This is a genomic window from Psychrobacter faecalis (assembly GCF_016107575.1).
In the GTDB taxonomy this organism is placed as follows: domain Bacteria; phylum Pseudomonadota; class Gammaproteobacteria; order Pseudomonadales; family Moraxellaceae; genus Psychrobacter; species Psychrobacter faecalis.
In genome coordinates, this window is the sequence record NZ_JABAST010000001.1 from 204,696 (window position 1) to 217,639 (window position 12,944).

Below are 12,944 nucleotides of genomic sequence, written 5' to 3' on the forward strand. Positions count from 1 at the left end.
GCTTTTCGCCTTTTATTCTTCATTAGTTAAACACTTTACGCCGTTGTTGTCCCTACTCTACAAGTTTTAAGTGATGATTGATATTAGAATGAGCGGCTTTATTATCCATATAAAGTTATAATTGCCATTTGTTTCATTTTTACCCTTTACTCTAGTGAAGGTGTTGTTTCTAAGATGTAGTTGAACTTAAATGAGGAAGTTAGCGTCATGATGCGTATCGGATTGTTCTTATTAACCAACTTAGCGGTGATTGTGGTTTTTAGCATCGTGTTTGGTATTTTATCCAGATTTTTTGGGATTGGCGGCGTCCATGGCGCAGGCGGGCTAAATTATACTAGCCTTGCCATTATGTGCGGTATATATGGCATGGTTGGTTCGATGGTCTCGCTGTTTATCTCAAAATGGATGGCAAAAAAATCAACGGGCACAGTAGTCATTGAAACGCCAAGAAATGCTACGGAAAAATGGCTGGTTGATACTGTCGCCAAACACGCACAGGTGGTAAATATTGGTATGCCGGAAGTAGGAATTTTTAATAATTCTCAGCCAAACGCCTTTGCAACCGGTTGGAACAAAAACCAAGCATTGGTCGCGGTCTCCTCAGGGCTACTACAAAGCATGACACCCGATGAAATAGAAGCGGTGCTCGCGCATGAGATTGGTCATGTGGCCAATGGCGATATGGTGACCCTTGCGCTCATTCAAGGGGTGGTAAACGCCTTTGTCATGTTCTTTGCGCGTATTATTGGTAGCTTCGTCGACCGTACTGTCTTTAAAAATGAAGGGGACGGCCCGGGTATCGGTTATTTCATCACCAGTATCGTGATGGATATTTTGCTGGGTTTTTTGGCGTCTGCCATCGTCATGTGGTTCTCGCGCCTACGTGAATTCCGTGCTGATGAGATGGGGGCAAAGCTTGCCAGCCGTGAAAAAATGATTAGCGCACTGGATGCCTTGCGTCCTTCTGAGCAGCGTCCAGACCAGATGCCTGAGAGCATGAAAGCGTTTGCAATCTCGTCTGGGCAGTCTACGGGCTTTAGTATCGCTAACCTTTTCCGCTCACATCCAACGCTTGATGAACGTATCGCGGCGTTGAGAAAGTATAATCCTAGCAAGGCTTAAGCCACAGCCCTAACATACATGACAGATGATAGCGGATGGCTAGAACAGCGCCGCTATTATCTGCATCGTTTGACCGTTATAAACAATCAACCTTTACCTGTAATTCCTACTGCCGCGGTGGCTGTGTTCACATCTGTCGCTGGCGGACTGGTAATAAAAGTCAGATACGCTTCATATTGTTCAAGCACATCATCAATCACTTGCTGCTTGGTCAAGCCCATCAAATCATAACCGCCGGAGCCGGTTTGCGTCGTTACTTCTAAACGATAATAAACATCGCTAACTGGTGACATCTTGCCACTAAAGGTCGGTGACGGCGTCTCGACCATAGACACTTGATAGTAAAAGTCGTTTTGCGCGTCAGTAGATACCTTTAATAATGGCCCACCAACATCAATATCGCCCGCTATATGAGGAATATTATCACGATCAATCTTATAACCTTGGCGCTCAAACTCATTGGCGACATCGTTTAGCGCCGGACGAACGACACGCTCAAGAAATTGCTCTGTTTCTCGTTTGCTCGGATAAGCCAGCATTTGTCCCAAGCGCTGCTTCCAAGAACGCTCCGGTATATGCCCGCCACTTGGCGTAACAGAAGGACGACGCAGCACCGTACCTTCGCGCTCAGCCCGTTCTATTTTTAACGCTTTAGAAAAAGAGAACATCACCAGATAAACAATAATCGTCACAGGAAGAGCAAAGATAAGCGTGGCATATTCCATGGTAATGACGCCGCCTGCAATCAACATAGAGATGGTCAATACTGCCGTCAACACCGCCCAAAAAATACGTAGCCACTTTGGGCCATCTTCGCTTGGATCAGGGATAGAGGTTGAAAAGTTCGACATCACCATCGCCCCTGAGTTAGCACTGGTGATATAAAACAGCAATCCTGAAAGCGTCGCTAACGCTATCAAAATAGTCGCCCCCGGAAACAACTCAAGTAGCGCGTACCATCCGCGCTCTGGGCTTTGAACCGCAAGCTCGGCAAAGGCGGTATTTCCTTGTAATACCTCATAAAGGGCGGAATTACCAAAGAAAGAAACGATGATAAAGTCACATAATACCGGCACTGTAATCGCGGCAATGACAAACTCACGTAATGTGCGTCCACGCGAAATACGCGCTAAAAACACCCCAACAAACGGCCCCCATGCGAGCCAAAACGCCCAAAAGAATAGCGTCCAACTGCCCATCCAATCGCTACTACCGGGAACATAGGCAAAGGTTTTAAACATCCGAGCAGGTAGCGTGACAAAGAACTGACCCAAATTTTCAACTAAGGCATTTAACAAAAACGCCGTCTCGCCAGCGATTAGGATAAACGCCATCATTGCCACCGCGCTCCATAGATTGAGCTCGGAGATCCAGCGGATACCGCGATCAACCCCCGAAGTGGTGACCAAAATGGTCAAAACAACCGCACCAACCACGAGGGCAATCTGTAACGTTAAGCCTTCTTCAAAACCAAATAACTTTGAGAAACCAACGTTTAAGAGTACCACGCCGATACCCATGGTCGTCGCCACGCCGAACACTGTGCCGACCAAGGCAAGAATACTAATACCATGGCCGATAGGACCTTTTACCCGCTTACCGAGCAGCGGATAAAGCGCCGCCCGAATGGATAAAGGCATGCCCCAACGGTAGGCAAAATAACCCATTGCCATACCAAGCAGTGCATAAATAGACCAGCCGGCAATGCCGTAATGGAACATTGTCCAAACCACAGCGTCTTGCATAGCAGCAGCACTTGCTCCTTCACCAGACGGCGGGGTCAAATACTGTACGACGGGGCCAGTGACTGAAAAAAACAGCATGTCAATGCCTACCCCAGCGGCAAATAACATCGCTGCCCACGTTCCCAGTTTATACTGTGGCCGCGAATCATCAGGCCCAAGGCGTATGCTACCTGCTTTAGACAGTGCTACCCACAGCACAAAACCGATGACCATCACCATGGTAATCACGTAATACCAGCCAAGATTGGTCGCAATCCAATCAACGACTGTTTTCATCGTTGTACTGGCATTGATAGGCATCAAAATTGCCCATATCGAAAACGCCACAATCACAACTGATGAGACAATCAGTACGCTCCAATTAATATGAGCCACACTGTTTTCTGACAGCTCCTGCGCTCCTTTTTTCAGATCGCTGCGGGAGATTGGCACATCTTCATCAAACGGTTTTGATTGGCGTTCTGTACCGCCAAACTGCCTGCGCTCAAACGGCGGGCGCGAGCTTTCGCTAGGCTCATTTACTAATGGGTTATTTGACTCGTCAGCCTCCCTTAAGCCATCGTCATTCGGTTTGTCGCTCATTTATATTCCTTATTTTTATATGACTGTCCGTATTAGGTTCACTATATTCTACCCCTAGTTTAATGTCATTATGCTGAATGTGTTTATCCAATGATGATATAGGCTTAGCGTCAGTAGTAAAGCATCGTGAGAGAAAATCATACGTATGAAACTATTTAAAGCTAAAGTAATGAAAAAGGTTAAAGCCAAAGTAATGAAAAAGGGCACTTGCATTCACTATAAAGTTTCTTGCATAAAAAAGCCCACCTAACGCTCTTATCGAGAAATTAGACGGGCTTTTTTATGGCTTAATATATATTACATATCAAACTCAAGCGCTCTATCACCGTTGGCGTCTTGGATACGCGTTGGCAAACCAATCTCATTTAGCAAGTTGATAAATGGCTTTGCATCAAGTTCTTCAACGTTGACCATTTTGCCCGCATCCCACTCGCCCGTCGCGACCAACATTGCAGCAGCAACGGGTGGCACGCCTGCAGTATAAGAGATGCCTTGGCTACCGACTTCGTTATAAGCGTCTTTATGATCGGAGATATTGTAGATAAATACCTCGCTATCAACGCCGTTAATTTTGCCTTTAACCTTGTCGCCGATGCAGGTTTTGCCCGTATAATTTGGCGCAAGCGAACTTGGATCCGGCAGTACGGCTTTCACCACCTTAAGCGGAATCACTTCTTGCCCTTCAGCAGTCATCACCGGCTGCTCAGACAATAGACCTAGGTTTTGGAGCACAGTAAACACATTAATATAATGCTCACCAAAGCCCATCCAAAAGCGGATATTTGGCACATCTAGGTTAGCCGATAAAGAATGAATCTCGTCATGACCACTTAGGTAACTGTTTTGCTCGCCAACGACTGGCAAATCATCGGTACGTTTGACTTCAAACATCTTATTCGACTGCCACTTACTGTCTTGCCAAGAATAAACCGTACCAGTGAACTCACGGAAATTAATCTCAGGGTCAAAGTTGGTGGCAAAATACTTACCGTGGCTGCCAGCGTTGATATCGATAATATCGATATCCGTCACCGAGCCTGCATCCATCATGTCATAGCCAAGTCGCGCATAGGCATTGACCACACCAGGATCAAATCCAGCACCCAAAATCGCCGTGATGTTCTTGTCGGCACAGCGCTGTTTACGCTGCCATTCATAGTTGTCATACCATGGCGGCGTCTCGCAAATCTTGCGCGGATCTTCATGAATGGCGGTATCAATATAAGCCGAGCCTGTTTCAATACAAGCCTCTAAAACGGTCATATTGACAAATGCCGAACCGACATTGATAACGATTTGAATACCCGTCTCTTCAATCAGCTGTATCAGCGCTTGCGTATCCATCGCATCGACTTGATGGGTATGTAATACCGCAGGCAGCTTAAAGCTATTCTTCTCTTTGACACTTTGGGCGATGGCATCACATTTATCTTGCGTGCGTGAGGCAATATGAATCTCGCCAAGGACGTCATTATGCATCGCACATTTATGCGCGACCACTTGCGCCACACCGCCTGCACCGATGATGAGCACGTCTTTTTTGCTAGGGTTAGTTTGATTTGTGTTCAATGAACAATCCTCCTTTGTGTCCCTGTCGATACCATCGATGGTGGCGAGTCAAAACAGAAACGAGTGAATGATATGCGTGAATTAAAAAGGAAGACCGAGGAAAACCCACGCACCCGTCGGGCAAAGCAGTATTTGGCTACTTGCTTTTACCCGCGGCGATTATAACAATTTTTACCCACCTTTCGGCAATAATTAATCGATAAGATGACATGCAATTTTATTATTCAAATCTTACCAGCTTATTATTAATAGCAAAATTAAGACAAGCTGGCCTTATAATCTTGATAATCAAACTCACGCTGCACATCTATCGACCCATCTAAACGGCGGATAACGATTGCAGGCATGCCCACACCATTGAACCAGTTTTTCTTGACCATGGTATAACCGGCAGCATTGCCAAACGCAATGGTATCGCCAATTTTCAAATTACTCGGTAAGGCGTACTCACCAAAGATATCGCCTGCCAAACAAGAACGACCGTAAATAATAGTATTGTCTGCCGCGCCCTCTTTTTGATCTTTATTTACCGGCATCATATCTATTGATTCTTCATTAATGGACACAATGGGAGCAGACTCGCGATAAATCAGTAAATCAAGCATATGTGCTTCGATAGAGGCATCGACGACGGCGAGATTTTTTTCATTGTGCATGGTATCTAAGACGGTCGTGACTAATGAGCCAGCACCATGAATACTTGCTTCGCCCGGCTCAAGATAGACTTGTACGCCGTATCTCTCGCTAAAGCCTTTTAATCTATCAGCCAGTTTTTCGAGTGGATAATCAGGCGCGATAAAGTGAATACCACCGCCCAAGCTCACCCATTCAAGCTGCGCCAGCACCTCACCAAACCTGTTTTCGATATCGGCTAAGCTTGCGCTAAATGCCTCAAAGCTATCATTTTCACAGTTGTTATGAATCATGACGCCTGTGATATCAGCAAGTACGGCGGTAATCTTATCTTTATCATGCTCACCTAAGCGGCTAAAGGGACGCGCAGGATCAGCAATAATAAAGGACGAATTACTGGTCTTTGGATTTAAGCGTAGCCCTACTGGTATATTTTGTGCTTTGGCTTGGTCTTTAAAAGCATTCAGCTGCGAGATGGAATTAAAGATTATTTTATCGGCATAGCTCAATACTTCGTCGATTTCATCGGCGCTATAAGCAACGCTATAAGCATGGGTTTCTTTTTTATTATCACCGCCTTTACCTTTACCAAAGGTCTCATAGCCCAACCGCACTTCATTCAATGAAGACGAGGTTGTACCATGCAAATAAGGCTGCATGACATCAAACACGCCCCAAGTGGCAAAACATTTGAGCGCGAGCAAGGCTTTGGCGCCAGATAGCTCGCACAGACGCGCGATAATCTGCATATTGGCAACGATTGCCGCTTCATCAAGTAGATAATAGGGCGTTGCAGGCAAAGATGAAGGGCTGGTTTGTAACGGTAAATTTGTATTCATAAGAGGTTACCTAATAGCTGCGGTCGGTATCATGACAGACCTAAATAATTGCGCTATAGTAGACTAAATTCATCATAATTAGAATATCTTATGGCACTCTCGACCGATTATTCTACGGCTAAAAACCCAGCCAACCTATCCCAGCTAGACCCACAAAACATCAGCTTAGAACATCTTGCTGCGGATGCGCGTGCGGTATTGGATTTTTGGTTCGATAAAGACAATGAGCAGTATTGGTTTGCGCAAAATGATGCTTTTGATAAAAAGATAAAAGACAAGTTTTATGATATTTGGCAGGCAGCAAAACAGGGTGAATGCGTGTCGTGGCGTATCGCAGATGCAGCGACTGATAGCAATAGCTCAGTCACAGCGCTAGCAGGACGCTTGGCAGAAATTATCGTGTTAGATCAGTTTTCGCGTAATTTATGCCGTGAGCAAGCGTGCGCTTTTGCCCAAGATGGCATGGCGCTAGCATTGGCACAAGAAGCCATTGGACAACCATATTTTGATACGCTGCCAGCGCAGTGGCGCAAATTTATTATCATGCCATTTATGCATTCTGAATCGGCCATGATTCATGAGCGCTATCTGCCGCTGTTTAAGCAATTAAATGATGCAACAACCTTAGAGTTTGAAGAGCGTCATAAAGAGATTATCGATAAATTTGGACGCTATCCACATCGTAACGACACGTTGGATCGTGAAACGACTGACGAAGAAGAAGCGTTTTTAAAGCAGCCCAACTCATCGTTCTAAGTATTTTTGGGACTTTGAAGATTTCTGTTGTTAAAGGTTTAAATAAAAAAACCTCAAACGTGAACTGACCCCCGAAACTTGGACGGTTTAGTTTATATCAAGGACTGAGTTCTGTATTGCACAGGACTCAGTCCTTTTAGTTTGAGTTGAATTCTTTCATGATTATAGTAGTGAATATACTCATGAATCTGTTTCTCTAAACCTTCAATCGAATTAGGCTTTTCAATATAAATCGTCTCACACTTTAGGGTACCAAAGAACCCCTCCATGAGCGCATTATCCAAACAGTTGCCTTTTCTGCTCATACTTTGCTGAATACCATGCTGTTTCAGCACCGCTCCAAACGGTCTCATTTGATAATGCCAGCCTTGATCAGAGTGCAGCATGAGTGTCTTATCACGACACGCTTTCGTCTTTGCCAAAGCACCATCTAGCATCTTGCTCACTAAGTCATAAGTCGGGCGCCTTGAGAGCGTATAGCTGACGATCTCATTGTTATAACAATCAAGTATGGGCGACAGATACAGCTTATCATCACCTACCTTAAACTCGGTAATGTCAGTGAGCCAGCGCTTATTTGGTTTATCTGCGTTAAACTGGCGCTTTAAATAATTCTTCGAAATCTTACCTTGTCGTCCTTTATAGGAGCGGTATTTCTGACGTCTTATCTTTGCGCTAAGCTTCATGCCATGCATAAGCTTAGCGATGAGCTTATGGTTATGATGCACCCCTAACTGCTTTAGTGCAGCCGTGACTCTACGATAACCGTACCTGCCTTTGTGCTTGTGGTAAAGGGTGGTGATACGCTGTTTTAAATCTGCATATTTGTCTTTAACGTCAAACTGGCACCGATGATAGTAAAAGACACTCTTAGCCATGGTAGCGATGTCTAGCAAATCAGATAAAGGGTGCTCTTGTCTTAGCGCTTCGATGAGCCTTGCTTTTTGCCTGCTTGTTCCTCCGCTTTGAGCAAGGCATCGAGCTTTTTTAGGTAGGCAACCTCTGCACGTAGATATTCATTCTCACGCTTCAATTCTGCTAAGCTCTTTTCATCATTTAGTTTGTCTGTGATAAAGGGTTTGCTCATGACGGTTCTACCTTTAGGTTTGGAGATGAGTCCAGATATGCCTTCTAGTCGATACGCTTTGTGCCAGTGACTGATTAGGGCCGGTGAGCTGATATCAAACATCAAAGCGACCTTAGATTGACTTAATCCTTGCGTCAGCATGGTCGTAATCACATGATGTTTAAACTCACTGCTGTATTTTGCCTTACTTGTCTTTGGCTTGATGGCATCTATGCCACCGCTTTGATATTGTTTGACCTATTTTTGTACAAGTTTCGAATCTACTTTAAACTGCTCACTTGTGGCAAGTCCGGTATGTCCTTCTCCGTAGTATGCGATGACTTGCATCTTAAAGCCTAGATCGTAACGCATAAAAATACCCCCGTAAGTTGTGTCCAACTTATGGGGGTCGGTTCAGTTCTTAATAAACAGAGGGTTTTTTTATGACTAAAAGCATTTTCTTATTTAAATTTATTTGCTTAGGCTATTTTATTAAGCAGTCTCATTCTGCTAGCTAATGATCATTTTTAGGTCAGGCAATATTAACTTTCAAGCACTTTTCTTACCGGTGCAAAGCTACGTCTATGCGCGGCTAATACGCCATGAGCTGCAATCGCTTCCATATGGGCGCGCGTTGGATAGCCTTTATGCTTGGCGATGCCATATTCAGGATGTTCGGCATCAAGCGCATACATAGTCTTATCACGGCTGACTTTTGCTAAAATACTGGCCGCCGCGATACTGGTATGTCGGCCATCGCCTTTTACCCACGCTTGACAGTCAATCGCTGGCTCTTGAATACCATATTTAGCAATGCTTACATAATCTAAATCCGGGCAACGATTGCCATCAATCAATATCTCAAAACGTGCTTTCTGTTCTTCATCAAGGTATTTAGCAACTACTTCCAATAAAATCTCAGTACATAAGCGCATACCAAGCATGGTTGCTTGCAAGATATTGACTTGGTCGATGACCGCTGGCGGTATATCAGCGACGATGTGCGCGACTGCATGCTGCTGAACCAACGGATAAAGAATATCGCGCTTTTTTTCACTCAGCTGTTTCGAGTCCGTCAGTATAGACAATGGCGTATTTTTTAGTGGCTCATTTTCAATTAAACCTGACCACGCCGCAGGTAATATTGCCGCAGCGACAGTAACGCTACCTAGCAGCGGGCCACGCCCTGCTTCATCCACGCCAATTTGTAAGGTTGCTGGTTGCAAGTTTTCTAAACTTAATGAGTATTGCGCAATCAGTTCTGCGATATTGATTTGCCCTGATAACTGTATGGGAGCCGCCAGTTGTATGTATTGTCCTTTAATATCAACTTGCTCAATAACTCTTTCAGTCTGAACGGTATGCTTAGGCATAGCTGGGCTTTTTATAGGGTTATTTTCTGTAGAAGACATAGTACTCATAACTTTATTATTTCTTAACTTTACGGTTTAATGAATTTTTTGCGTGCCTAACATAATTAGCGCTTGATTACTGAGCTTAGTTATTAATCTTGATTACTGAGCTTGATAATTGTCTTGGCTGTCGTAATTTTCTTGACTGACATGACCGTCTTGTCCATTAAAATCATGACTTTGATAACTGTCGCGGTTTTGAACAAACCACTGTTCGATGACGCTATGCGCAGGGTCATGATTGCTTTGTTGTTGCAATGTATACTTGGTATCAATCAGCGCTTTTAATTGTTCAGCGTACGCGCGCGGCTGCAACAAACGCATCACGGTACGACAGATATTATCACCACTTGCCTGCTCTTGGATAAGCTCGGGCACGATTGCGCTGTCTGCCAAAATATTGGGCAAACCGACATAAGGGACTTTCACCAAACGTTTTGCTATCTGATAAGTCAGCTGATTTAATTGATAAATCACCACCATTGGACGCTCAAGCAGCATGGCTTCCAAGGTTGCAGTACCCGACGCTAACATAACCATGTCTGATGCCGCCATCGCCAGCTGACTAAAGGCTGGCTGACTTTCATCATAGACCACCGCAATCGCCGCCCGCAGTTGCTCTGAGCGCTTATCGATCACATCTTGCACGATATATTGATGGTTTTGATCGACAGTTGGAATGATAAAGCATAGCTTAGGATCTAACAGCAAAAGTCTTTGGATACCATCGAGCATAAGCGGCAAAATAGCCGTTATCTCACCACGCCTAGAGCCGGGCATGACGCAAATAAGCTGACTGACCTCATCAAAGCGGTCGATGAAAAACTGCTGCAAGCCATCATTATGCCAGACCAATTCGCTACGGCGCTGATTGATGGGCGTCTCAAGTAAGGTCTGATCAATGGTTCGTAGTAGCGGATGACCGACGCAAATCGCGGGATGATTATAACGCTCGTAGACCGGCAGCTCAAATGGGAATAGGCAAAGTACCAGATTGGTCGCTGCCATAATGTTATGAATACGCGACTCACGCCACGCCCAAATAGAAGGGCTGACATACTGCACGCAAAACACACCCTGCGGCTTTAATTTCTTTGCCACTCTAAGGTTAAAGTCGGGTGCATCAATGCCGATAAACCAATCAATACTTGCCGTTTTAAATGCCGTCAGCAGCTCTTGACGCGCTTTAAGCAAGTCCGGTAACTGCGCCACTACTTCGACCAAGCCCATCACAGCTAAGCGCGATAACGGAAAAATACTTTGTAGCCCTTGCGCTTGCATCTTTGCGCCGCCAACCCCAACCCAAATAATATCATCACGCAGATTATTCATCTGCTGCATAAAATCTGCACCCAAACTGTCGCCTGACACTTCCCCGGCGACAATCCCTATCACCAGTGGCGAGCTTGTAACCTCAGGCAATTTATCAAAAGCACCATAAGCATCCGGTGCTGGCGTTGTATCAGCAGGTTGGTGAGGCGTAGCAGGATCTGTCATGATAAGCTCTCAATATTAAAGTGGTACAATTTAATTGGTGCCATTTGAGTAGCACAGTTAAATGAAACAAAAGATAAAATGCGTCTATCATAAAAATGATTATATAAAATATAACATAGCTTAACCGTAATAAGATGCCCATTAAAAGGCATCTTGATAGCATTCTATAATGCTCGAACTTAGTCGTTTATATTGCCATCATACGTGACAGTGCTGGAAATAGCTAAAAATAGCGAAATTAGTGCACAAAATCCAGTCAGTATCACTCATTTATATCTGCCTATAAACGTTCTGTTTAATGCAAATTTGGACTTAGGTTAGCGATAAAGCGTCATTTCACCTATGCTTTACACTGCCTTATCATTCTTATACACCTATGAGTGACAGCATGTTAAGACGGCATGCAGCCATCAGCCATAACAAAGTTTTGGTCGCCACATTCCAGTTAGCAGTCAATTAACTGTACGACTGCCCTTGTCAACCAGCGCTTTTGTCCGCATAATGAATATCCCTATAAATCAGCTAGACGATATATAATCATGACAACACCAGCTACTCATAATGCAGATATTGACGACGTGAATATTGAAAAATTCATTCCTTTAATCACACCCGCTGAGCTAAAGTCTGAGCTACCTTTGTCGAATGACGCCTATAACACGGTTCTAAAAGGTCGCAATACCATCCAAGATATCCTCGATGGTAAAGACAAGCGTCTATTTGTGGTTATTGGCCCCTGCTCTATTCACGATATTAAAGCCGCCCACGAATATGCCGATCGCTTAGCGGTATTGGCAAAAGAGATTGAAGACAGCATCTTCGTTGTGATGCGCGTTTATTTTGAAAAGCCGCGTACTACGGTTGGCTGGAAAGGCATGATCAATGACCCTGATATGAACGACAGCTTTGATATCGAAAAAGGTCTGCGCACTGCTCGTAAGCTACTGCTTGATTTGAATGAAAAAGGTCTGCCGTGCGCGACCGAAGCCTTAGACCCAAATACGCCGCAGTACATTCAGGATTTGATTAGTTGGTCAGCGATTGGTGCGCGTACCACCGAAAGCCAAACGCATCGTGAAATGAGCTCAGGCTTATCGTGCCCAGTTGGCTTTAAAAACGGCACCGATGGCGGCATGACCGTTGCGGTTAATGCCATGCAAGCGGTAAAAGAAGGTCACAGCTTCCTCGGCTTATCAGCAGATGGCAAAGTTTCTATCATCAAATCTAAAGGCAACCCCTACGCGCACGTAGTACTACGCGGTGGTAATGGCAAGCCAAACTATGATGAAACCGCTGTTGCACAAGTTGAAAATGAGCTGGCAAAAGGCAAAACCAATAGCAAAATTATGATTGACTCAAGTCACGCCAACTCAGGTAAAGACCCGTATCTGCAACCAATGGTCATTCAAAACGTTGCCGAGCAGATTAAAAATGGTAATAAATCTATCATCGGTTTGATGATTGAGAGTCATTTAAAAGGTGGCAATCAAAAGCTAACGACTGACTTAAGCCAGCTTGAATACGGTAAATCTATCACCGATGGTTGCCTAGATTGGGAAAGCACCGTTAGCGCTCTACACAATCTACGCGATATGGTTAAAGACGTTTTGCCGAATCGTTAATAGTGACTGCTCAGAATTAGTCGTTATCGACCATTCATAAAAAAGCCCGTTTGATATCAGATATCAGACGGGCCTTTTTTATATCTTTTAACTGATTAATC

The 12,944-nt window shown here is 44.5% G+C and carries 10 protein-coding genes; 3 read left to right on the forward strand and 7 right to left on the reverse strand.

The window, feature by feature from the left end; all coding sequences use genetic code 11:
• Window positions 1-207: 207 nt before the first annotated feature.
• Window positions 208-1,122 (forward strand): protease HtpX, encoded by a 915-nt coding sequence (htpX, locus tag JFC07_RS00820; RefSeq protein ID WP_068404200.1) that lies wholly within the window; start codon window positions 208-210, stop codon window positions 1,120-1,122.
• A gap of 86 nt (window positions 1,123-1,208) precedes the next feature.
• Here htpX and betT read toward each other — a convergent pair whose 3' ends face one another.
• The 3 genes from betT to nspC all read right to left on the reverse strand — a co-directional run bounded on the left by betT (window position 1,209) and on the right by nspC (window position 6,490).
• Window positions 1,209-3,449 (reverse strand): choline BCCT transporter BetT, encoded by a 2,241-nt coding sequence (betT, locus tag JFC07_RS00825; protein WP_198327846.1) that lies wholly within the window; start codon window positions 3,447-3,449, stop codon window positions 1,209-1,211.
• Window positions 3,450-3,746: 297 nt separating this feature from the next.
• Window positions 3,747-5,018 carry a saccharopine dehydrogenase family protein gene (locus JFC07_RS00830; RefSeq protein WP_068404196.1) on the reverse strand — a complete coding sequence of 424 codons (1,272 nt, stop codon included), beginning with the start codon at window positions 5,016-5,018 and terminating at the stop codon, window positions 3,747-3,749.
• Between the two features lie 257 nt (window positions 5,019-5,275).
• A complete protein-coding gene (gene nspC / locus JFC07_RS00835; RefSeq protein WP_068404194.1) occupies window positions 5,276-6,490 on the reverse strand; it encodes a carboxynorspermidine decarboxylase in 1,215 nt (404 codons plus the stop codon).
• Window positions 6,491-6,580: 90 nt separating this feature from the next.
• On the opposite strand from nspC, the gene JFC07_RS00840 reads away from it, so the two are divergent.
• The gene (locus JFC07_RS00840) at window positions 6,581-7,246 is read left to right on the forward strand and encodes a DUF924 family protein (RefSeq protein ID WP_068404192.1); all 666 of its coding nucleotides are present in this window, start codon (window positions 6,581-6,583) and stop codon (window positions 7,244-7,246) included.
• Window positions 7,247-7,338: 92 nt separating this feature from the next.
• Here the strand turns inward: JFC07_RS00840 and JFC07_RS00845 are convergent, their stop codons facing one another.
• From JFC07_RS00845 to lpxB, 4 genes are all read right to left on the reverse strand, one after another.
• On the reverse strand, window positions 7,339-8,262 hold the full coding sequence (locus tag JFC07_RS00845; RefSeq protein WP_198327867.1) for an IS3 family transposase: 924 nt from the start codon (window positions 8,260-8,262) through the stop codon (window positions 7,339-7,341).
• On the reverse strand, window positions 8,166-8,474 hold the full coding sequence (locus JFC07_RS13130) for a hypothetical protein (RefSeq protein WP_227697944.1): 309 nt from the start codon (window positions 8,472-8,474) through the stop codon (window positions 8,166-8,168). The genes JFC07_RS00845 and JFC07_RS13130 overlap by 97 nt, the downstream gene beginning before the upstream one ends.
• Before the next feature lie 380 nt (window positions 8,475-8,854).
• A complete protein-coding gene (locus tag JFC07_RS00855; RefSeq protein ID WP_068404190.1) occupies window positions 8,855-9,733 on the reverse strand; it encodes a ribonuclease HII in 879 nt (292 codons plus the stop codon).
• Between the two features lie 93 nt (window positions 9,734-9,826).
• Complete coding sequence (lpxB, locus tag JFC07_RS00860) at window positions 9,827-11,221, reverse strand: lipid-A-disaccharide synthase (RefSeq protein ID WP_227678133.1); 1,395 nt, start codon at window positions 11,219-11,221, stop codon at window positions 9,827-9,829.
• 539 nt (window positions 11,222-11,760) lie between these two features.
• Between lpxB and JFC07_RS00865 the strand changes: the two genes are divergently transcribed.
• Window positions 11,761-12,843 carry a 3-deoxy-7-phosphoheptulonate synthase gene (locus tag JFC07_RS00865; RefSeq protein ID WP_198327847.1) on the forward strand — a complete coding sequence of 361 codons (1,083 nt, stop codon included), beginning with the start codon at window positions 11,761-11,763 and terminating at the stop codon, window positions 12,841-12,843.
• Window positions 12,844-12,944 lie beyond the last annotated feature (101 nt).

Bases quoted from the DNA above. Each gene is read 5' to 3' on its own strand.
- htpX (WP_068404200.1), top strand. From the start codon at position 208: ATGATGCGTATCGGATTGTTCTTATTAACCAACTTAGCGGTGATTGTG.
- betT (WP_198327846.1), bottom strand. From the start codon at position 3,449: ATGAGCGACAAACCGAATGACGATGGCTTAAGGGAGGCTGACGAGTCA.
- nspC (WP_068404194.1), bottom strand. From the start codon at position 6,490: ATGAATACAAATTTACCGTTACAAACCAGCCCTTCATCTTTGCCTGCA.
- JFC07_RS00840 (WP_068404192.1), top strand. From the start codon at position 6,581: ATGGCACTCTCGACCGATTATTCTACGGCTAAAAACCCAGCCAACCTA.
- JFC07_RS13130 (WP_227697944.1), bottom strand. From the start codon at position 8,474: ATGCTGACGCAAGGATTAAGTCAATCTAAGGTCGCTTTGATGTTTGAT.
- JFC07_RS00855 (WP_068404190.1), bottom strand. From the start codon at position 9,733: ATGAGTACTATGTCTTCTACAGAAAATAACCCTATAAAAAGCCCAGCT.
- lpxB (WP_227678133.1), bottom strand. From the start codon at position 11,221: ATGACAGATCCTGCTACGCCTCACCAACCTGCTGATACAACGCCAGCA.
- JFC07_RS00865 (WP_198327847.1), top strand. From the start codon at position 11,761: ATGACAACACCAGCTACTCATAATGCAGATATTGACGACGTGAATATT.